Below are 23,555 nucleotides of genomic sequence, written 5' to 3' on the forward strand. Positions count from 1 at the left end.
TCGATTATCTTTAAGTTCTGCCTTTATTAAATGATAATTTGGACTTGATTTGATGAATGATTAACAGCAGGACAGGTAAGATCAGACTCACCGTTAAATCCCACTCCAGCCAATAGGGAATGACCGTTGTGTTAAAAAAAACGATATTGGGTGTCACAAGGTTAGATAGCGCATATACAATCAGTACGCATGGCAGAATGAGAAAATGGTAGCTCTTAAGGCGAAAAAGTTCAGCGATACCAAGAACAAAGGCATACAGATAAACGGTGGATTTAAAATAGGTGGATATCAGCCAGGACGAGGCCATGAGCACTTCAATTCGTTGAAAGAAGTTGGCTATATTGATTTTTTGGGATAATACAAATGAACCAAAGATCGTGTGCTGTGTAAGAAAAAGTCCCATAACCAGCATGGAGATCGTCACCAGAATAGCCATGAGCAGATTGCCAAATCCGGCAGATATCATAAGATCACGAGTACGATGGGCTTCTTGATTTGCATAGGGGAGGATCATCAGAATGGGAAGGGCTTCACCAACCGGATAGATAAAACCGATCACAATCCCATGCGTAAACTGGCTGAAGGTGGTGTCCGTAAAGGGTACAAGTTGGTTTAATTGTACCTCGGGCAACAAAAAGACCACTAAAATAAACATGAAAGTAGTAATAATAGGTACGAGTATTTCACTGCTTCGACCAATATTCTCTAGTCCGTTATATAGAGCCCAACCGATGGGGATTACAAAAATAAGAAGCACAACCCGAATGGGCGTATACAAAAAAATCTGACTGGTCATGAAATCACCAACGACCCGTGATTGTGCTGCAGAGCTAAAAATAAAATACATCAGGTAGAACAGGGCTAACACCGTACCTGGCCAAAATCCAAGGATTTTGCGAAATACGCCTATCAAATTTTCATTGGGATACGTGTCTGCAAGTTTGACGAAAAGATACATCAACCCCATGCCAAGAGGAACACCGATAAAAGCATAAAGCCAAGCATTTTGCCCCGAAAAGGTTGCGATAACCGAGGGGTAGATCATCATCATGTCACCGGCAATGATCAAAATGGTCAAGATACATAATTGTCTAATGCCAAGGCGACCTTGTTCCAGCATGTTGTCAACTCCCTTTTGGCTAACTCCCTGTAATATAGGCCAGTAATTGATTCACGGGTTTGTAAATCCAGATGATAATGTATAGCGGGCTTGGAAACTCCCATAGATTCACCGCGACAACACCAAAAAAGGTGCCTGTCAGCAGTAAACAGGAATAGACGGTGATTTCTTTCCATTCCTTCTTTTTCCATAACTTGGGTAGATCAATCACCCCCATCAGGCACCCCACAATGACAACTGCAATCGATAGCAGCAAGCGTGCTCACTCCTTGGCTTTTTTATTAAATGAATTATCCAACGTCCCTATACGGCGGATCTGTACGTTTGCTTCATATGTGACGTCTAAATTTTGAAAGTACTTATCCCAGTTCTTTTCTTCTCTTTTGTAGATTTTCGGGTACTTGTGATAGATGTCTTGTCCAAAACCGAAGATGTCCACTTTATATTTGCTACGCACGAGACTTACCGTACCTTTCATCAGTTCAACGATCCGATCTTGCGCCAGTTCTTCCAATTGTTTGATGGCTTCCATGGAGCCGATCTCCATATCACAATCTACGGAACCAATAACGGAGACGGTGTTGACTTTCAGACTGATTTGGGGTTCGCCCCGAACCAGTTTGACTTTGTGGTCGGTGGAGGTACGCAACGTTTTCAGGGTGACATAACCTCCTTTTGGACATTTGGTTGGGCCAATCGTTGATTTCACGTTGTCCCGAATATAGTTGTAGCCTTTGGAGTTATCCTGATTCAGCCAACCGATCAGTTTGTCTTTTTGAAACACGCTGAGACCGGCAAATTGAAGAGTAGCCGGGGGTTCGATACTCTGGACATTTTTGGTCTCACCGCTTTTCTCTTGATCTCCAACAAGCTCAATACCAGTAATAACAGGGGACATGCTGGGTGTGAGAATATACTGCATCAGCTTGTCACTGGTCACGGTTGTCGTTGGAGCCCAGCTTTTAGCAGAAATATCGAGTGCATTGAACAGTTTTTCTGACGGAAGATTTTCTAGTGGTGTGAGTACGTTCAAAATGTTAGAAGCCGTTGTTTTGCGAGCTATCATTACATAATAGTCCGGACGCACGTCAGGCTCTCTTAAAAGAGCTTCGATCACATCATATATACCGTTTTTGCGTGCAAACTCTTCTCCGAAAACCAACACCCGGATATGAGCCATAAAAATGGCACGCGGGCTTGTCTGGGTAAGCTTCTGAATAGCCTCCAGCAGTGTGCGGGCGCTGGCTTGATATTGGGTAACGGGTGTTCCATTGCCGCCTTGACCTTTGGCGACTTCACGAGGCACAACAACCTGTGCACTAACCCTGATCTGGTCACCGTCTCGATCTACACCCAGACCCAGCATAATCCCGAGTTGATTCAACTCCTGGCGATCCCAACACCCGCTTAGTAACGGCAGTATAACGATGATGGATAGCATGACACGTAAACATTTCATCATAACCTTTTCTCCTGCCTTCACTAATGCTTGTTTTTTTTACGTTTCTGCCTGGTTACGTTTGAAGTGCCGTTGGATAATGGGCGAGTTCTCATATGCGACCAGGGAACACGGAACAGCGTATCTTTCAGATCATTCTGAATGAAGGGCGCAAAAGGAGACATGTAAGAGATCCCAAAAGAGCGCAAGCTGCAAAGGTGAGTCAGCGTAATGAGCAGCAGAATCAGAATGCCATAGAAACCAAACGCCGCCGCCGCTATCATCAGAATAAAACGCAAAATACGAACCGAAATAGATAATCCGTTCTCCGGAATGACATAGCTGGAAATGGCAGTTATAGAAACAATAATAACCATCGCTGCAGACACAACGCCTGCCTCTACCGCGGCCTGCCCGATAACAAGTGTGCCTACGATGGATACGGCCTGTCCGACCGTTCTCGGAATTCGAATGCCCGCTTCTCGCAAAATTTCGTAGGTCAGTTCCATCAGAACGGCTTCAATAAAAGCTGGAAAGGGGACACCTTCCCGTTGTGCAGCCAGACTGATCAACAAGGTAGTTGGTAACATCTCCTGATGAAATGTCGAAATAGCGATATAAAAGGATGGAGCTAGCATGGCAATCAGAAACGACAAATATCGCAACAAGCGAACAAGAGAGCTGATGTCGGCACGCTGATAATAATCTTCAGGAGATTGAAAAAAGTGCATGAATAATGCAGGCACAAGCAGTACAAACGGTGTACCGTCTATAATGATAGCAACACGTCCTTCGAGCAGTGCTGCAGAAACCGTATCTGGACGTTCGCTATTGTAAACTGTCGGAAAGATTGTCGTAGTTTTGTCCTGAATCAGTTCTTCGATGTACCCGCTCTCCAGAATACTATCGATATCAATCTCACCCAGCCGTCTGCGAAGCTCATTAACGACATCTTCGTTTACGGTTTGCTCCAGATATACGACAGCCACTCGGGTTTTGGTGACACGTCCAATCTCCCGCTCCTCAATCCAGAGCTGCGGATCACGAATCCGCTTGCGAATCAGAGCGGTATTGGTACGCAAGTTTTCCGTAAAACCTTCCATTGGACCACGCACAACGGTCTGGGAAACGGGTTCACCTACAGGACGGTCTTCCCAACCTGCAGCACCAATCTTCAGTCCTCGCGTAGATCCGTCCAGCAGCAGGATGGCTTCGCCTGCCAGCATCGATTTCAACGCAGCATCCATATCATCGATGAATAGTACTTCACTAGCGGTGAGGACATCATTCTGAAGATAGCTTAGGTGTTCATCATCCGCTGAGAAATCGGGCAAGTTGCGTACTTGCATCAAGGGGTGAAGGACAGCCTGGTTAACCACTTGATTATCGACGAGTCCATCAATGTATAACAGCATGGAAGGCCATTTGTGCAAACTCTGCAATGGACGAATCATCAAGTCGTTACTATTTCCCATGATCTTTTTGCAATAGGCAATATTTTCAGCCAGATTTGGATGAATAGGATGCGTTTCATGTGTGATCTGTGTCTGCGTATTGTTAGCCATTTTGTTTCCCTCCCTCACACATCCTTTATTTGCAAGTAGTATGACCGGGAGTGTTTTAGTTTATGAAAAAAATATGAATGAAAGGAGATTTGGTCTTCATATTCCAATAAAAGCAAACAAAAAGAAGCCGTATTTTCACGGCTTCTATATTTACAAAGGGGAAATGGAACTCATCATTAGTCCGCATTTTGTTTTTGACGCTGACGAGCGGGGGAACGCTTGCGACGGGAACGAGCGAACAAGGCGTTGCGGTAACGATAGACGATGCCAGCAATCAAAAGAAATGCAACTAGGGCGAGAATGTATGCTGTGTATTGATGGGCGAGTGTAAATACAGCGCTCCAGCTAGGGCCGAACACCTTACCGATCCCAAGGAATAACACAACCCAGAACAAGGCTCCGGAGTATGCGTATAGGGCAAACTTGCGAAACGGAATCGCAGCAATGCCAGAGAAATACCCTGTGAAATGGCGAACACCGGGAATGAAATATCCGATAAAAATCAGACCGTATCCATACTTAGCAAACCATTTTTGCGTTTTGTCCAGCTTGTCCGGTTTAAGTAAAAACCATCTTCCATACTTCACAATAAAAGGTAGACCGGCTTTGGCTCCGATGAAATACGTAATAGTCATGCCAATCGTTGTCCCGAGAAACGCTAAGACGACAAGTGTACCGAAATCAAGCTGACCTCTGTAGGACAAATAACCCGCATATGCCATCGTCGTTTCGCCTGGGAAGGGAAGTGCAATAAACTCCAGTAGCAGGCCGAAGAACAATACACTGTATCCGTAAGACCCAAATAGCTGCTGGACCTTCTCAAGTAATTCCAATAGATTCACACTCCTGATGGTGTCATATGAATCAGGCTTTAGAAGTAGATGGTTGCCCGTTTCATGTTCGTTATTTCCTAATGCTACCGAATTGCTGATTAAGAATCAATGATCCCATATCGAAGCCAAGGTTATTTGTTGCAAAATAATAGATAAAATGATGTCTTTTTTGCGATCTGCCTCCATATAATTCTAACAAATCTGCTGAAGTCTATCAGCAAATTCAATAGAGTGCTGGAGGGTGAATTACAAATGGCGCAGGAATCTCACGAAATGATGCAACGAAATGGGCAACTTATGGAGCAGCAAACTTCAACTCGTTCCTGTGGGAAGGTACGTATGTGGAAGTGTTTATCCATATGGTTCACTCTCGCTACATTACTGCTGACAGATATGTTCGGAGCAAGTGTGCCGTCTGCCGCAGCAGCGGGGAAAAGTAAAACATCAGACAAGGTTGTCTATTTGAGCTTTGACGATGGCCCGGGCAAACATACGTCTGAGGTATTGAATATTTTACGCGATGAGGATGTTCCTGCTACTTTTTATGTGCTGGGAGAGCATGCAGAACGTATGCCGGGAATGATCAAACGAATCGTAAGTGAAGGACATGCCCTCGGCAATCATACATATAACCATGAATATAACGAGTTGTACCGGAACTTTGAAACGTTCTGGCAGCAGATTAAGCGCACGGAAGATATCATTAACAACATTGTAGGCTTTCGCCCTGCACTTTTCAGAGCGCCTGGTGGAACATACGGACATTTTGACCAAACGTATTTTGATCTGTTGAAAAAGGGAGGATACGCTGTCATGGACTGGAACGTAGACAGCGGTGATTCCAAGCGGAGAAATGTGCCCGCTAGCGACATTGTCGCTCGTGCAACAGATGTGCCAGCAGGAATGTCTTCTGCTGTTGTGCTGATGCATGATGGAGGTGCGCATGCCGAGACAGTAAAGGCACTGCCGGATATCATTCAATACTACAAACAGCAGGGGTACCGTTTTGAAGTGATGCAGGCTTCAGACAAACCTGTTCAATTCCAGGTCAAACCTGCGGTGAAATATAAGTATCGCCAGTCTCCATCTGCTAGCTGGATTACCAAACATGTAAACACAAACGCTGCGCAATGGATCGTAGCCAAACCGCTCAAAATTGAATTGGGATATATGACCGTCGAACTCAAGCCGGACGAATATCGCTTCAAAGACCAGACGATAATGGTTCCCTTGCGAAGTTATATGAACAAGCTGGAAGGCAGTATAAGCTGGGATCAAACCTCAGGTACTGCAACCACATGGTGGAAGGATCGCAAAGTCCAAATTAATCCGGCGATGGGTACATTGACGTCCAAACGATTGCATAATCAGGATGGCCTGACGGTTCAAGCTGTGATGGAGAGCCGTGAAGGCACGATCTGGGTATCAGCAGGTGATTTGATAGAGCAGCTTGGAGCAAAGCAGTATACAGTCCAATCCAAGGACAGTGAGTGGGTAATCACCGTGGAGCCACCTTGGACGTCTATGGAGCATGGACATTTTTATAGCATAATTTGAAAGAAACAGAAGTTTATCTGACTATTCTCTCTACTTCCGGGCAACAATGAATCATAGATTATGATAATCACGATTCATAGGCAAGGAAGGAGAGTGTGGTTCAGATGACCAGAGTGCGAATAGAGCATGATCATGCTACCGAACTGTTAAAAAGGCTCAGCAATCGAATTGCTGATGTAATCATTGGCAAGAAACAGGAAATTCAATATATCATTGCTGCAATGCTTAGTGAAGGCCATGTTCTGTTGGAGGATGTACCGGGTACAGGAAAAACGATGCTGATTCGGACCGTGGCTTCATCATTAAGCTGTGCGATGGGGCGCATTCAATGTACATCCGATGTCATGCCAGCCGATGTGACGGGTGTATCTATATATCACGCTCCTACAGGAGAGTTCAGCTTCAGACCGGGGCCGCTGATGAACAATATCGTGCTTGCGGATGAGATTAATCGGGCATCTCCCCGTACACAGTCTTCGTTATTGGAAGCCATGGAGGAACGCAGTGTGACCGTAGACGGCACAACTCACGTATTGCCGAAGCCGTTTCTGCTGCTTGCAACACAGAACCCGTTGCAGTTTGAAGGCACCTATCGTTTGCCGGAAGCACAGTTGGATCGCTTCATGATGCGGATTACACTGGGATATCCCGAGCCGGAGCAGGAGGTAGAACTGCTTTCTCGTGAGCGTAGCAAGGATATGTTAGAGAACATGCGTCCGATTATGCTGGCTGAAGAAGTGGTGGCCATGCAACGTGAAGTGAGGCAGGTACATGTGGATGCCGTGATCAAGCAATATCTTGTCGCTGTCGCTGTGGCTACGAGAAGTCATGACGCCGTAAGACTGGGCATCAGTCCCCGTGGAACGCTGGCCTGGATGACAGCTGTACAGGCATATGCCTACTTACAAGGTCGCAGTTACGTTGTGCCAGATGATGTGCAATCCCTCGCTGTACCGGTTCTCGCCCACCGAATTCAGTTGAAATCAATGAACAGAGCGGACGGAAGCGCAGTGCAAGAGCAAGTCATCCGTGAAGTATTGTCGTCTGTGCCTGTACCCGTGCAGATGAGTGGGCAGGGAAGGGGACGACGCGCATGAGAGGGTTTCGCGGAAGTATAGCTCATATGTTAATGGCTGTTCTTCTGGGTGGTCTCTATTTCTGGCATGGTGGAAAATCAGCGTTGTTCTTGGCAACGGTATCCGTGCTTGTTGTGGTATATGGAATACTCCTACGTGTGTTTGGTCCCCGTCAGATTGTTATCAACAGACACTTACGACAAGGGCAGATCACAGCAGGAGAAAGCATCCGCGTTCGAGTTGAGTTACAGATGAAATGTCCGCTTCCATTATTATGGCTCGTGGTATGTGATAACACCCCTGGAGGTATACATCGTAAATTGCTTTTTCCAGGCTTGAAAAGACGATGGTCTTATCAGTATGAGATAACAGGTCTTACCCGAGGAGTACATGTTTGGCAGGAAGGGCGAGTATACTGGGGGGATATTTTTGGGTGGAGTAGAGCCTACGCCACAATTAAGGGTGAAGAGCCTGTTGTGGTGGTGCCCGGGACCGGGAATGCTGCAACATCAATCTGGCCAGAAGTCTGGACGGATCATGGCGAAGGCGTGGGAGTGCAACATCCATTGCAAGGTATACCCGGAACAGAAATTCGTGAATATCAACAGGGGGATTCGTTTAACCGAATTCATTGGAAAAGCTCAGCGAGAAGCGGAAAGTTGCATACGCTGCTTCCTGATATGCCGCAAAGTACCTCACTCGCAATCATGGTATACGAAGAGTACTCAGGATATGAGGGGGTTGGGGCGGGAGAACGTAGTCAGGAAAGTCAGGAAGTGTTCGAACGAGCAGTGCTCGGTGCGGCGAGTTGGGTACGTGAGGCAACAGATGCACAAATGCCTTGTGAGCTTTGGTTGAGTGGAGATGAGCTGGCAAGTAAACAGGACATGCCGTTAGAAAAGGACGCAAGGCATGAAGCACAAACAAACCGTAGTCGTAATGAAGCTGGTGGAAGCCGGAGTGTTCATGGGCAACAAGCCAACAGTTTGGATCATGCGTTAAGACGGCTTGCTTATGCACGTTTACATCAGGAACAGCGATCGATTGGAGAGCAACTTGGCGTTGACAGACTGGAGCATCTTCCATACGGGTCAAGTATTCTGGTCTTTACCGGACAGCTGGATGAACGTTTGGTTGCATGGCTTGAATATGCGTCGGCACTTGGCTTCCAGGCGAGAGTCTATCTAACCATGAACAGACAGATGAGGGGCACGGCGGGTGACGGGAAGGAACAATCTGGTGCATCAGCTGTGCTGAGTCCGTCAGTAGTACAGGCAAATCGTTCGCAAGTGTGGACTGAGCGCCTTGTATCCAAAGGGGTAAAGATTGTCTATCAGGAGTCTATTGGAACCGTTGGGTCTTGGCATGGCGGAAAGGCAGGGATTGTTGATGTGGGAGCGTAAAATGAAACAGCAGCCCGAATCTGCAGTTCTGTCTGGACAGGCAGTGCAGGCACAGCGATCGGAATTAAATTCGCCGTTATTTTCATCTATGTATCTAACAACTCCTATGTTATATCTATGGCTTATCACAGCGGGATTGCTCGTATTGTGTATGGAATGGATATATCCTGTGACATCTGATGGTCAAGCAGGCAATGAGCGATTTTCGGCTGTCATGGCTGGCTATTCAGCCATCCTTCTATCCGTTGGCCTGCTGCGTACAGGCTGGATGGGCAGCATCGCGCTACGCATCCCTATGATATACGTTGCACTGTGTGTAATGTACGGAGGCAGTCATCCGATCGAATGGGGCTTATCCTACCCGGGGATACTTAATGCTGATCTGGGACAGTGGATCGATACAGGACGTTTTCGTGTGATGAGCAGGGAAACCAGAGGATTATTTATGTTGTGCGGCTGGAGTATGCTGCTCGCCTCGGTACAATATCTGGTATTACTTCGTCGCAGCATATCTCTGTTTGGCACGGGAACGTTAGTGTATCTGATCCTGCTGGAGAGTGTTGTCGGATATGATGCTTATGGCTCGGTGGTTCGTTCCGTATGCTGGCTACTGTGCATTCAGGGCATGCTTCACCTGCTGCGCCTTTCGGAAGGCACAGGTCATGAACGAAATGCGCAGGATCAGGGAATTGCACATGAAAGTAAAAATCGAGACATGATCCAAGGTGTAATTCGAGGTACACAACAAGGGATAAACGGAGGTGCAAACCAGGGTGAAAACCAAAGTGAAACCCAGGGTGTATATCCAAGCTCTCACAAAAAGGCGGCACGAAGTAAAAAGAACAGCGCTCATCGGATACGGAGTAAGATTTATCTATATTGGATAGCTGTATCTGTGGGCACGGCGGTCTGTGTGGTGTTGATATCTACACTTCCTGCACGGCTCAGTGTTGTGTCACCTGCCGGACAACTCTCTGTTTTGGATACGGTCGAACGTTTGGCTAGATGGGCAGGATACATTCCTTCAGGCAGTGTACCGGCTTCGCTGAGTGTGACGGGATATAGCACCGTTGATGCGCCTATGGGGGCACCCTTGGTACAAGGGAATGAACCTGTATTTGTGGCAAAAACGCCTGTCTCTACGTATTGGCGTGGGGAGACTCGTTCTTACTATAATGGCAGTGCCTGGAGTGATACGGAGCAGCGCTTCCGTTATGTCAACTCATCGGATCTACTACGTTCCGATGGATGGGAGGAGCATCCGTACTGGCAGCGTGTTCGTCAGATCATCACGATGGAACGGGAGTGGCGTGGTCCGAATCCGCTTTTTACGGGAGGGTTGCCGGTAAGTTTGTCTTTTCAAGATGGCGATGTCCTTAATAAAAAGAATGAAAAGCGACTGCTCTCTAATGAAGATACGGGCACCTTGTGGCTTGCTGGAGGAAGAGACAGGAATGAGCTTGTCCAGCATTATACGGTAGATGTGATGGTGCCGAATGTGACACCGGAACAGCTTCGGCAACGTGCAGGAATAGATGGAAAGAGTGCTGGGAACGATGGGCAGGATAGTAAGGATGACAAGAAGAACTTTAACGTGAGCGAACTGAATCATGCTGGCGGGAATAATACATCCGATCCTGCCTCTATTCGCCGAAAGGATCTACAGCTTCCGGATACACTTCCGCAAAGGGTAAGGGATCTTGCTACCGAGATCATCGGTTCAAGTACAACACGGTACGATGCTGTACAGGCTGTGCGCAGTTTTCTGAAAGCGAACGCTCGTTACTCGCTGGATACCCGAATGCCGCCACGGGGGACGGATTTTGTGGATGATTTTCTGTTTGTGACCCGTGCAGGGTATTGTAACCATTTTTCCACCGCCATGGTCGTGTTACTTCGTGCCGAGGGGATACCGGCACGCTGGGTGAAAGGCTATGCCCCGGGACAAGCAGACCCACAGAACCCGGGTCAAGTGGTTGTCACCCAGGGGGATGCCCATTCCTGGGTGGAGGTGTATTTTCCCGGCGTGGGCTGGGTGCCGTTTGAGGCTACGCCGGGGTTTGATTCGGCGCAGGCTCTGGATGCCAGCGCCACAGGGGTCGCCTCGGCGCAGCCAGGCGACGAAGCCCCGCTGCCGGGTGCAGGCAGCGGGCTGGAGCGTGCAGGCGCGTGGCTTGCCGCGCACGCACGTGCCCTTGTCGCGGCGCCGTGGCCGGCCGCGACGGCACTTGCGGCAGCGGCGCTGCTATGCGCCGCTGCATGGGCCTGCACGCGGCGGCTTCGCCCCGCGCTGCGGCTTGGGCTGCTGCTGGCGTGGCCGCGCAGCAGCTTCCCGGACCGCGAGCGGCTGCTGCAGGCTGCCGCTCCGGTCTGGCACGCGCTTGCGCGCCGGTACGGCCCGCGGCCGCCGGGCATGACGCTGCGGGAATACGCAGCGTCACCCGCCGTGGCCGCAGGCACGGACAGTGCGGACATCGCGCGCTTTGCAGCCGACTGGGAGCGGCTGCTATACGGGCCAGACCGTCCGCTGCGTGCGGACAGTCTCGATTTCTTGCGCCGGGCACTTCGCCTGGCCCGGCGTCCCCCAAGTCGCCAGCGTTAAGTTCCTGACCAGTCTCGTTTGCCCAAGGGTGAACGAGATTTTTTAATTTACACCACTATACTCTATTGAGGTGCCACGGAGCGGATGCTAACGAACCTGGTTGGAGGTGAATCAGGAAGATTACGATATTTCAATTTCCAAACTTCGTTGGGCCGCAATTGGACTTCGCAATTTCTAACGATCACCAGTGACGCTTATGTAGTCCTTTTTTGCCACTCTAAAATTCTAACGATCACCAGAAACCTTATTTACTTCAAATGATGTGGTTTTCGGAGGGTTTTGGTAGTTTTAGTCCAAATAGCGCTTCTGAGGATCGTTAGATTTTCAAACACAGCTTAGGATGCGAAATAAGGTTCGCTGTGATCGTTAGCGTGTTGAGATGCTTTTGCCGCTGCCTCTTGGCACATTTGCTTTGCTACTTTAATACCAACTTACCATCTTCACTGATAACGATGACTTTACGATGGCTTTTAATCTACGCACCCGACGGATGAAATCGGTTCTTTTATCCAATTATAAGAGTACACATGAGGTGGAGCATAAGTGCATGGTATATTGAACAAAATTTCATCCTGTACACTCTCCTTAAAGAATGGCATCGACTGTCGCTTTATGTCACATCTTCCCGTTACTTGCCTGAAAAATGGAGTTTCGTCTTTCCTTGACGGTAGGTTTTGTCGTTGCGTATAATTAGTTTCATTGAATTGAGGGAGGCACGGTAATGAATAAGCAAAATGAAATTGTGGTTGTCCTTGACTTTGGAGGCCAATACAACCAGTTAATCGCCAGAAGAATCCGGGATCTTGGCGTATACAGCGAGCTTTTGCCGTATAACACACCAGCGGAGAAAATTGCGGAACTTGCGCCAAAAGGAATTGTATTCTCCGGCGGCCCATCCAGCGTATATGCTGAAAATGCACCACACGTTGATCCGGGTGTCTATGACCTGGGCTTGCCCATCTTTGGTATCTGTTATGGTATGCAGCTAATGGCTCAGCAGCTTGAAGGGAAAGTAGAACGTTCCGAGAAGCGTGAGTACGGCAAAGCAGATCTTGAGTTTGCTGCCGGTGCAGCACTTGCTCAAGGTATCGAAGGTGAACATACCGTATGGATGAGTCATGGTGACCACGTTGTCACATTGCCTCCGGGCTTCAAACTGGATGCAGGAACGGAAAGTGCGCCAATCGCAGCGATGAGTAACGATGAGCGCAAATTGTATGCAGTGCAGTTCCACCCGGAAGTACGTCACTCCGTTCGCGGTAACGACATGATTCGTAACTTCCTGTTCGAAATCTGTGGTTGCGAAGGCAACTGGACGATGGAAACCTTCATTGATGACACGATTAGAGATATTCGTGAAAAAGTGGGCGACGGCAAAGTGTTGTGCGCGCTCAGCGGCGGTGTGGATTCTTCCGTTGTCGCAGCATTGTTGCACAAAGCAATCGGCGATCAGCTGACATGTATGTTTATCGACCACGGTCTGCTGCGTAAAGGTGAAGCAGAGAGCGTAATGGAGACATTTGTTGGCAAGTTCGATATGAAGGTTGTCAAAATCGATGCACAAGAACGTTTCATGTCCAAGCTGGCTGGCGTGGATGATCCGGAGCAAAAACGTAAAATTATCGGTAACGAGTTTATTTACGTATTTGATGAAGAGTCCAAGCAATTCGATGACTTCGAATTCCTGGCGCAAGGTACACTGTACACGGACATCGTGGAAAGTGGTACAGCAACAGCTCAAACTATCAAATCCCACCACAACGTGGGCGGTCTCCCAGAAGACATGAACTTCAAACTGATCGAACCATTGAACACCCTGTTTAAGGATGAAGTTCGTAAAGTAGGTACGGAGTGTGGCTTGCCAGACGAAATCGTACACCGTCAGCCTTTCCCTGGTCCGGGTCTTGCGATCCGTGTACTTGGGGAAGTGACGGAAGAGAAGCTGAAAATTGTTCGTGATTCCGACTACATCCTGCGTGAGGAAATCGCCAAAGCCGGTCTTGACCGTGAAATCTGGCAATACTTCACCGCCCTGCCTAACATGAAGAGTGTTGGCGTTATGGGTGATGCGCGTACCTATTCCTACACTGTAGGTATTCGTGCCGTAACATCCATCGATGGTATGACTGCAGACTGGGCACGTATCCCTTGGGATGTGCTGGAGAAAATCTCTGTACGGATCGTTAACGAAGTGGACAACGTAAACCGTATCGTCTATGACGTAACGTCCAAACCACCTGCAACGATCGAGTGGGAATAGAATAAAATTATATTATTGCATTGAACTTGTGCTCTCTACTATCCTTGTAGTATTAATGGATGTAGAGAGTATTTTATTTAGTAAATGGAATTTTTTATAGTTTCGATTCAAGTTTCTTTGATTTTTACCGATAATATTGTTGAGTAGGGGGATGTTAATTGAGAATAATGCACAATATTGCTGCAATGAAAAGTCTGAATCAATTAAATAACAATACTAAAGCCAGTTCAAAATCATTATCAAAATTGTCAACGGGTTTGAAAATTAATCAAGCAGCAGATGATGCTGCTGGACTTGTAATCTCAGAAAAAATGCGCGCGCAGATCCGAGGATTAGCTCAAGCGAGTAGAAATATAATGGATGGTGTTTCTTTGGTTCAAACGGCCGAAGGTGCGCTTGGTAGTATCCAAGATCCTAATCTTCTAAGGCTTAAAGAACTTGCTGTCCAGTCTGCAAATGGAACATTAACGGACGCCGATCGTAAAATGATCCAATTAGAGACAGAACAAATTAAGCAAGATATAAATGAAATCGCTAATAATACATATTTTAATGGAATTAATTTGCTTAACGATGAGGCTAAAATACTCGAACCAATAAAGGGTGAGGTAAAGCTTAATTGGACTTATAATGCAGGTAGCAGGGAACTGTCTAAAACTGCGGATGGAGGTTATGTTGGAGTTGGTGGATCTGGTAGTTATTTCAAGATAAATGGTGAAGGAGTACCCATATGGTATGAATCGTTTACTTCCCTAAGAGTAGAAAGTATAAAGGAAACTAGAGATGGAGGTTATATTGTTTTAGCTAACAAATCATTGGCACCTGATGATGAAAAAATACAGATTATTAAACTAGATAGAAATTTAAACCGACAATGGGACTCTAGCATATCTGGAATATATACGATTGAAGGAAAAGAAGTTATTGAAACCAAGGATGGATCGTTTGTTGTTGCAGGAATTGGTTCAGGTATACAAAATTGGGACGGTATTGTTGCTAAATTTGATAGCATGGGTGTACAAATAGCGACTTCTGTTAATGGATCATCTCAATCCGTTCCTGTGGGGTATGGAGGAGACGAGTTTAGTAAAATTATTGAAACGGCTGATGGGGGATTTTTAGCTGTCGGTAAGTCTAGTCTGAAAATTGGAAGTGTTTATTCAGATGACTCAAGTTGGATTATGAAATATGATAAGGATTTAAGAACGCAATGGGATCTAAGGGTGGGATCTACAGGGGATGATGAAGGACTGGATGCAATTGCAACAAGTGACGGTGGGGCAATCATTGTAGGTTCATATAATGATTCCACAAAAAGAAGTGGATTAATATACAAGGTAGATCAAGCGGGGAATATTGTTTGGCAAAAAAACATGTCTAACCAAACGTCTCAAGATAGTGTGTTACATAGTATTGTACAAGGAACCGATGGCAACTACGTAGTCGCAGGAAGAATGGATGGGAAATATCACATATCCATGTTTAATTCTAGTGGAACGGAACTTGCTGTATTTGCTATTGAAGGTGGCTCTGACTATTCACATAGTTACAGTTTGATAAGCAATGCCGATGGAAGTTACACAATGTCCAGTCTAGATACACTGGCTAGCAACGACATTATTAATTTTAACTTGGAGAATATATCTGGACCTCGTAGAACTCTTGAATTACAAGTAGGTCCTAATCATGGGGAAACGTTTCATATTTCTTTAACAGATGCTCGGACAAAAGCACTTGGTATTGATGATATCAATCTTGATACAAAGGATAACGCAAATGCAGCACTATTAAAAATTGATCAAGCGATGCACCTCGTTTCTAGAGAACGTTCAAAATTTGGAGCTTACCAGAATACCTTGGAACATATATACAATAATATATCGAACTATGAACTTAACATTACTTCGGCAGAGTCCCGAATCAGAGATGCAGATGTGGCTACTGAAATGATAAAGTTTACGCAAAAAAATATTTTGTCCCAAGCAGCGCAAGCTATGCTCGCACAAGCTAATTCACAACCGCAGGAGATCTTACAATTATTAAAATAAGGAGTTCATCGCTGCTCTAACTTCGTCTAAACCTTCTTTCATTTTCAAAATAAACGATGAACGTACAATGTTTACGTTTCGAACTGAAATTGCTCCGATTGGAGATCAAATCAGCATAGGTTTGATAAAGAAAGTTTCACTTTTGAACATGTCATAGTCATACCGAGTTTAACATATCTATTTACGGCTTACCTTGAGAATCGAGGGCTTTTCTTTTAATCAGAATGAAGGGTGAGCTTGTAAAGAATTAAAGAACTGAAAATGTTGCCCTCCCTTATCATAAAAAAATATATTAAAGAAGCCACCTTGTGTATTGTGATAATAAATGGGGTGGCTTTTGATGTTTCTCAGCAGAAGCTCTGATCTTAAATGGTATATTGAAAATATGTACATAATCTCGTCAGAATTCACAATCAATTGTATTTGGAATTGGGTTGTAAATCGCTAATTTGGTTCAATCTGGCATATAAAACGAACGTTGATCTGGATATCTAATACAAATATTCGTTTTTGTCATTGACAAAATAGAAGCTCCCTCCTAAAATGATGATGGGAAACAAACAAATAGCGCATACTAATTCGTATAATCCTGGGGATTGGCCCGGGAGTCTCTACGAGATCACCCTAATGATCTGGCTACGAAGAGGAGCAGGCTAAGCACATGAATTCTACATGACTGCGGCGGGACATCACCCGTGCACATTAGAATTTTTTTTGTTCTTGGTCAACGGGCCGTCTGCCTGCTTCTGGTCAAGCTGAACTCTGGGGAAAGTACTTCTCAGGGTCATTTGTCGTTTTTCAATATAACTTATGGCTTCAACATCTCTAAGGAGGAGTTAGTGAATTATGGATCGTTTCTTTAAACTCAAAGAAAACGGAACAAATGTTAGAACGGAGATTGTTGCGGGTCTGACCACCTTCATGACAATGGCTTACATTCTTTTTGTAAACACATTGTTCTTAGGACAAAATGGGGCAGGGATGTCCGACAATGCAGTATTCTTTGCAACAGCCGTCGGCGCTGGATTGATGACAATTATTATGGGGTTGTTCGTGAACGTTCCGATCGCTCTTGCTCCGGGTATGGGTTTGAATGCATACTTTATGACTGTGGTTTTGAGCTCCAATGGTGCAATTAGCTGGCAGGCAGCCCTCGGTGCTGTGTTCCTTTCGGGTATCGTGTTCATTATTCTGACCGTGACTCGAGTTCGGCAAATGTTGCTTGTTGCAGTTCCACAATCCATTAAAATGGCAATCACCGTAGGTATCGGTCTTTTTATTACGATTATTGGTTTTAAACTCGCCAATCTGGTGGCAGTAACCGTGAATGTTGCACCGGATGCAGATTTGAGCCAGCCGATTCCAGGTAGCAGCTTCAACTTGTCTCTTGGAAACTTTATTACACATCATGATGCATTGCTCGCTTTGATTGGTTTGCTACTGATTGCGGTCCTTATGGTAATGCGTGTTAAAGGTGCTTTGTTGATTGGTATCGTAGCAACAACGCTGATTGGTATTCCAATGGGGGTAACCAATTTGAGTGGTCTGTCCAGTGCAAGCTGGCTGCCTAACTTCAGTGACCTAGCTGTCGGGCAACTTGATCTGAAAGGTGCAATTAGCCTTGGATTGTTCGAAATCATCTTCATTTTCACATTCGTTGAACTGTTTGATACCTTCGGTACGATGGTTGGGACGGCAACACGCATGGGGATTATGAAGGATAAAGCTAAAGGTGAGAAAACGATTGGTAAAGCCATGCTCGTCGATGCTGTCGGTGTCAGCGCAGGTGCGGCACTGGGTACAAGTACGATTACGGCTTATGTTGAAAGTGCTTCGGGTGTTGAAGCTGGTGGGCGTACAGGATTAACCTCGGTAACGACAGGTCTGTTGTTCATTCTTGCTTTGTTTATCGCGCCACTTGCTTTGGTTGTTCCTTCTGCGGCAACGGCTCCAGCTCTGATTATTGTAGGTGTACTTATGATGAGCCAAGTTCGTAGTATTGAGTGGGATGATTTTTTGCAGGCTTTCCCTGCATTCCTTACTATTGTACTGATGCCATTTACAGGCGGGATTGCGAACGGGATCTCTGCAGGTATCGTATCCTATGTTATTTTGGCTGTGTTCAGTAACTTGGTTACTGAGCGTAAAGTGAAAGTGCATTGGTTGATGTGGGTGCTGGCGGTTATCGTTATATGCCGTTACGTGTTTATCGGTGGAGAATAAGTCTGGTTTATATATGAAGAAAGCGGAGCTACGATATCACATCGAGCTTCGCTTTTTTTTGTTTCTTCTATATAAGGGTTTGAAACGTGAGATGCAAAGCGGATCAGTTCAGAACCTTTTAGTTGCTCCGACTCAGAGAAAAAGAGTCGTGTATGAAATGATATGGTCATTCAGGTGGATAAGATAATTTCAGACAAAGTTAACCTGAAATGCATGTTCTCGTGAGAATGATAAATTGTTCAGATGTTTTTAAAATAATGCTTTACAAGTGGAAGTGATACGTGGTATATTCTTATTCCGGCCAAGAAAACACAGTTTACACGGTGCGGCAAGCCATTGAAAACAGGCTTCGAAAGAAACTTGAAAAAAGAGCTTGCAAAGTTGGTTCGGACATGATATTATATAAGAGTTGCTGAAACGAACTGGTTTCGGTGGCGAGAACAAGTTTGATCTTTGAAAACTGAACAACGAGTGAGTATACATTCTGCTTGCAGAATGAACAAATGAGATTTTAATCTCGTCAGATTCAAAATGAGCTTATCGCTCTTTTCAATACCCCGATGAGTTTCACCGCGTTTAACGACGCTGACGAAATTCATCTTTATTGGAGAGTTTGATCCTGGCTCAGGACGAACGCTGGCGGCATGCCTAATACATGCAAGTCGAGCGGACTTGAAGAGAAGCTTGCTTCTCTGATGGTTAGCGGCGGACGGGTGAGTAACACGTAGGCAACCTGCCCTCAAGCTTGGGACAACTACCGGAAACGGTAGCTAATACCGAATACTTGTTTTCTTCGCCTGAAGAGAACTGGAAAGACGGAGCAATCTGTCACTTGGGGATGGGCCTGCGGCGCATTAGCTAGTTGGTGAGGTAACGGCTCACCAAGGCGACGATGCGTAGCCGACCTGAGAGGGTGATCGGCCACACTGGGACTGAGACACGGCCCAGACTCCTACGGGAGGCAGCAGTAGGGAATCTTCCGCAATGGGCGAAAGCCTGACGGAGCAATGCCGCGTGAGTGATGAAGGTTTTCGGATCGTAAAGCTCTGTTGCCAGGGAAGAACGCTTGAGAGAGTAACTGCTCTCAAGGTGACGGTACCTGAGAAGAAAGCCCCGGCTAACTACGTGCCAGCAGCCGCGGTAATACGTAGGGGGCAAGCGTTGTCCGGAATTATTGGGCGTAAAGCGCGCGCAGGCGGTCATGTAAGTCTGGTGTTTAATCCCGGGGCTCAACCCCGGATCGCACTGGAAACTGTGTGACTTGAGTGCAGAAGAGGAGAGTGGAATTCCACGTGTAGCGGTGAAATGCGTAGAGATGTGGAGGAACACCAGTGGCGAAGGCGACTCTCTGGGCTGTAACTGACGCTGAGGCGCGAAAGCGTGGGGAGCAAACAGGATTAGATACCCTGGTAGTCCACGCCGTAAACGATGAGTGCTAGGTGTTAGGGGTTTCGATACCCTTGGTGCCGAAGTTAACACATTAAGCACTCCGCCTGGGGAGTACGGTCGCAAGACTGAAACTCAAAGGAATTGACGGGGACCCGCACAAGCAGTGGAGTATGTGGTTTAATTCGAAGCAACGCGAAGAACCTTACCAGGTCTTGACATCCAACTAACGAGGCAGAGATGCGTTAGGTGCCCTTCGGGGAAAGTTGAGACAGGTGGTGCATGGTTGTCGTCAGCTCGTGTCGTGAGATGTTGGGTTAAGTCCCGCAACGAGCGCAACCCTTATATTTAGTTGCCAGCATTTCGGATGGGCACTCTAGATAGACTGCCGGTGACAAACCGGAGGAAGGTGGGGATGACGTCAAATCATCATGCCCCTTATGACCTGGGCTACACACGTACTACAATGGCCGGTACAACGGGCTGCGAAATCGCGAGATGGAGCCAATCCCAACAAAGCCGGTCTCAGTTCGGATTGCAGGCTGCAACTCGCCTGCATGAAGTCGGAATTGCTAGTAATCGCGGATCAGCATGCCGCGGTGAATACGTTCCCGGGTCTTGTACACACCGCCCGTCACACCACGAGAGTTTATAACACCCGAAGTCGGTGGGGTAACCGCAAGGAGCCAGCCGCCGAAGGTGGGATAGATGATTGGGGTGAAGTCGTAACAAGGTAGCCGTATCGGAAGGTGCGGCTGGATCACCTCCTTTCTATGGAGAATCGTTTCCCGCGTGGAAACATTCAAATATGCAGCTTAGCTGCAAACCACTCACTCGTTGCTCAGTTTTGAGAGCTCAAACTCTCAAACTTCTCGTTTATTCGACCGACACTTCTGTGAACGGCCCGAACCAAACGATTTGTTCTTTGAAAACTAGATATCGAAACGAAACAAACGCGAATTAGAACATTCCTTTAAGCTGATCTTGTGTAAACAAGTGAAGTGTTTTATAAGGTAGATTGCTGGAGCGAGTGATCGAAATGGAACGACTTTTGGCTTTGCGCAAGCAAACCAAGGGAAGTGACAGCTCGAACACGAGCGCAATGGTTAAGCTACTAAGAGCACACGGAGGATGCCTAGGCGCTAGGAGCCGATGAAGGACGTGGCGAACAACGAAACTGCCTCGGGGAGCTGTAAGCAAGCTTTGATCCGGGGATGTCCGAATGGGGAAACCCAGCTGGGGTAATTTCCAGTTACTCATAACTGAATACATAGGTTATGTAGAGGCATACCAGGGGAACTGAAACATCTAAGTACCCTGAGGAAGAGAAAACAATAGTGATTCCGTCAGTAGCGGCGAGCGAACGCGGAGAAGCCCAAACCAAGGAGCTTGCTCTTTGGGGTTGTGGGACGTCTCACATGGAGTTACAAAGGAACCGGTTAAGCGAAGAGGTCTGGAAAGGCCCGCCAAAGAAGGTAAAAGCCCTGTAATTGAAAGTCTGTTCCCTCCGAGACGGATCCCGAGTAGTGCGGGGCACGTGAAACCCCGTATGAATCCGGCAGGACCATCTGCCAAGGCTAAATACTTCCTAGCGACCGATAGTGAAGCAGTACCGTGAGGGAAAGGTGAAAAGCACCCCGGAAGGGGAGTGAAATAGAACCTGAAACCGTGTGCTTACAAAAAGTCAGAGCCCGTTTTAGGGGTGATGGCGTGCCTTTTGTAGAATGAACCGGCGAGTTACGTTCCCGTGCAAGGTTAAGGTGAAGAGCCGGAGCCGCAGCGAAAGCGAGTCTGAATAGGGCGACTATAGTACGTGGACGTAGACCCGAAACCGGGTGATCTACCCCTGTCCAGGGTGAAGGTGCGGTAACACGCACTGGAGGCCCGAACCCACGCATGTTGAAAAATGCGGGGATGAGGTGGGGGTAGCGGAGAAATTCCAATCGAACTCGGAGATAGCTGGTTCTCCCCGAAATAGCTTTAGGGCTAGCCTCGGAAAACAGAGTCGTGGAGGTAGAGCACTGATTGGGTGCGGGGCCCGCAAGGGTTACCAAGCTCAGTCAAACTCCGAATGCCATAGACTTACTTCCGGGAGTCAGACAGTGAGTGCTAAGATCCATTGTCAAAAGGGAAACAGCCCAGACCATCAGCTAAGGTCCCCAAGTGTGTGTTAAGTGGGAAAGGATGTGGAGTTGCACAGACAACCAGGATGTTGGCTTAGAAGCAGCCACCATTGAAAGAGTGCGTAATAGCTCACTGGTCGAGTGACTCTGCGCCGAAAATGTAACGGGGCTAAACACACCACCGAAGCTATGGCTTGATGCTTTGCATCAGGGGTAGGGGAGCGTTGTATAAGGGTTGAAGGTGTACCGTAAGGAGCGCTGGACATTATACAAGTGAGAATGCCGGTATGAGTAACGAAAAGATCAGTGAGAATCTGATCCGCCGAAAGCCTAAGGGTTCCTGAGGAAGGCTCGTCCGCTCAGGGTAAGTCGGGACCTAAGGCGAGGCCGAAAGGCGTAGTCGAAGGACAACAGGTCGAAATTCCTGTACCACCGTAAATCGTTACGAGCGATGGGGGGACGCAGTAGGGTAGTGACGCAGGCTGATGGATGCCTGTCCAAGCAGTAAGGCTGGTTAGTAGGCAAATCCGCTAACCGTAAGGCTGAGCTGTGATGGGGAGTGAAAATTACAGTAGCGAAGGTCATGATCTCACACTGCCAAGAAAAGCCTCTAGCCAGATGAAGGTGCCCGTACCGCAAACCGACACAGGTAGGCGAGAAGAGAATTCTAAGGCGCGCGGAAGAACTCTCGTTAAGGAACTCGGCAAAATGACCCCGTAACTTCGGGAGAAGGGGTGCCCCGGTAGTGTGAATAGCACGAGGGGGCCGCAGTGAAAAGGCCCAAGCGACTGTTTAGCAAAAACACAGGTCTGTGCGAAGCCGTAAGGCGAAGTATACGGGCTGACGCCTGCCCGGTGCTGGAAGGTTAAGGGGAGTGGTTAGGGAGTAATCCCGAAGCTGTGAACCGAAGCCCCAGTAAACGGCGGCCGTAACTATAACGGTCCTAAGGTAGCGAAATTCCTTGTCAGGTAAATTCTGACCCGCACGAATGGCGTAACGACTTGGGCGCTGTCTCAACGAGAGATCCGGTGAAATTTTAATACCTGTGAAGATGCAGGTTACCCGCGACAAGACGGAAAGACCCCATGGAGCTTTACTGCAGCTTGATATTGAATTTGGGTACGATCTGTACAGGATAGGTGGGAGCCTTTGAAGCGTGAGCGCCAGCTTGCGTGGAGGCACCGTTGGGATACCACCCTGATCGTATCTAGGTTCTAACCTGGTACCGTAAACCGGTGCGGGGACAGTGTCAGGTGGGCAGTTTGACTGGGGCGGTCGCCTCCTAAAGAGTAACGGAGGCGCCCAAAGGTTCCCTCAGAATGGTTGGAAATCATTCGAAGAGTGCAAAGGCATAAGGGAGCTTGACTGCGAGACCTACAAGTCGAGCAGGGACGAAAGTCGGGCTTAGTGATCCGGTGGTACCGCATGGAAGGGCCATCGCTCAACGGATAAAAGCTACCCTGGGGATAACAGGCTTATCTCCCCCAAGAGTCCACATCGACGGGGAGGTTTGGCACCTCGATGTCGGCTCATCGCATCCTGGGGCTGAAGTAGGTCCCAAGGGTTGGGCTGTTCGCCCATTAAAGCGGTACGCGAGCTGGGTTCAGAACGTCGTGAGACAGTTCGGTCCCTATCTGTCGTGGGCGTAGGAAATTTGAGAGGAGCTGTCCTTAGTACGAGAGGACCGGGATGGACGTACCGCTGGTGTACCAGTTGTTCCGCCAGGAGCACCGCTGGGTAGCTATGTACGGACGGGATAAGCGCTGAAAGCATCTAAGCGTGAAGCCCCCCTCAAGATGAGATTTCCCAGTATGTAAGACCCCTTGAAGACGACGAGGTAGATAGGCTGGGGGTGGAAGTGCAGCAATGCATGGAGCTGACCAGTACTAATCGGTCGAGGGCTTATCCAATAGCAAGTTTT

12 protein-coding genes, 2 rRNA genes and 1 riboswitch are annotated in these 23,555 nt (G+C 47.4%); of the genes, 9 read left to right on the forward strand and 5 right to left on the reverse strand.

Going from position 1 to position 23,555, the window contains the following annotated elements; all coding sequences use genetic code 11:
- Positions 1-10: 10 nt before the first annotated feature.
- The 5 genes from MHI38_RS19885 to MHI38_RS19905 form a co-directional block, all read right to left on the reverse strand.
- On the reverse strand, positions 11-1,120 hold the full coding sequence (locus MHI38_RS19885) for a GerAB/ArcD/ProY family transporter (protein ID WP_154891947.1): 1,110 nt from the start codon (positions 1,118-1,120) through the stop codon (positions 11-13).
- Positions 1,121-1,139: 19 nt separating this feature from the next.
- Positions 1,140-1,376 (reverse strand): hypothetical protein, encoded by a 237-nt coding sequence (locus tag MHI38_RS19890; RefSeq protein WP_154891948.1) that lies wholly within the window; start codon positions 1,374-1,376, stop codon positions 1,140-1,142.
- A 6-nt stretch (positions 1,377-1,382) separates the two neighbouring features.
- Positions 1,383-2,582: a Ger(x)C family spore germination protein gene (locus tag MHI38_RS19895; protein ID WP_154891950.1), complete on the reverse strand. Its 1,200-nt coding sequence runs from the start codon at positions 2,580-2,582 to the stop codon at positions 1,383-1,385.
- Positions 2,583-2,602: 20 nt separating this feature from the next.
- Positions 2,603-4,123, reverse strand: coding sequence for a spore germination protein (locus MHI38_RS19900; protein ID WP_154891952.1), 1,521 nt, complete (start codon positions 4,121-4,123; stop codon positions 2,603-2,605).
- Between the two features lie 176 nt (positions 4,124-4,299).
- On the reverse strand, positions 4,300-4,956 hold the full coding sequence (locus tag MHI38_RS19905; RefSeq protein WP_154891954.1) for a VTT domain-containing protein: 657 nt from the start codon (positions 4,954-4,956) through the stop codon (positions 4,300-4,302).
- A 252-nt stretch (positions 4,957-5,208) separates the two neighbouring features.
- On the opposite strand from MHI38_RS19905, the gene MHI38_RS19910 reads away from it, so the two are divergent.
- The 9 genes from MHI38_RS19910 (at position 5,209) to MHI38_RS19950 (ending at position 23,544) form a co-directional block, all read left to right on the forward strand.
- Entirely contained in the window at positions 5,209-6,513 is a 1,305-nt protein-coding gene (locus MHI38_RS19910; RefSeq protein ID WP_186809854.1) for a polysaccharide deacetylase family protein, read from the forward strand.
- A gap of 104 nt (positions 6,514-6,617) precedes the next feature.
- The gene (locus tag MHI38_RS19915; RefSeq protein ID WP_090924527.1) at positions 6,618-7,610 is read left to right on the forward strand and encodes an AAA family ATPase; all 993 of its coding nucleotides are present in this window, start codon (positions 6,618-6,620) and stop codon (positions 7,608-7,610) included.
- Entirely contained in the window at positions 7,607-8,992 is a 1,386-nt protein-coding gene (locus MHI38_RS19920) for a DUF58 domain-containing protein (protein WP_154891956.1), read from the forward strand. The genes MHI38_RS19915 and MHI38_RS19920 overlap by 4 nt, the downstream gene beginning before the upstream one ends.
- The gene (locus MHI38_RS19925; RefSeq protein ID WP_154891958.1) at positions 8,934-11,594 is read left to right on the forward strand and encodes a transglutaminase domain-containing protein; all 2,661 of its coding nucleotides are present in this window, start codon (positions 8,934-8,936) and stop codon (positions 11,592-11,594) included. The genes MHI38_RS19920 and MHI38_RS19925 overlap by 59 nt, the downstream gene beginning before the upstream one ends.
- Positions 11,595-12,315: 721 nt before the next feature.
- Positions 12,316-13,854, forward strand: a complete 1,539-nt coding sequence (gene guaA, locus MHI38_RS19930; protein WP_154891960.1) for a glutamine-hydrolyzing GMP synthase — start codon at positions 12,316-12,318, stop codon at positions 13,852-13,854.
- Between the two features lie 167 nt (positions 13,855-14,021).
- Positions 14,022-15,902, forward strand: coding sequence for a flagellin (locus MHI38_RS19935; protein ID WP_341181937.1), 1,881 nt, complete (start codon positions 14,022-14,024; stop codon positions 15,900-15,902).
- Between the two features lie 559 nt (positions 15,903-16,461).
- A riboswitch (purine riboswitch) is annotated at positions 16,462-16,561 on the forward strand.
- A 187-nt stretch (positions 16,562-16,748) separates the two neighbouring features.
- A complete protein-coding gene (locus tag MHI38_RS19940; protein WP_154891961.1) occupies positions 16,749-18,125 on the forward strand; it encodes an NCS2 family permease in 1,377 nt (458 codons plus the stop codon).
- A gap of 601 nt (positions 18,126-18,726) precedes the next feature.
- A 16S ribosomal RNA gene (locus MHI38_RS19945) occupies positions 18,727-20,282 on the forward strand.
- Between the two features lie 333 nt (positions 20,283-20,615).
- A 23S ribosomal RNA gene (locus MHI38_RS19950) occupies positions 20,616-23,544 on the forward strand.
- The 16S and 23S rRNA genes sit together here, the layout of an rRNA operon.
- Positions 23,545-23,555 lie beyond the last annotated feature (11 nt).

Origin of the sequence: Paenibacillus sp. FSL K6-1558 (genome assembly GCF_038002565.1) — a bacterium.
Classification (GTDB): domain Bacteria; phylum Bacillota; class Bacilli; order Paenibacillales; family Paenibacillaceae; genus Paenibacillus; species Paenibacillus polysaccharolyticus.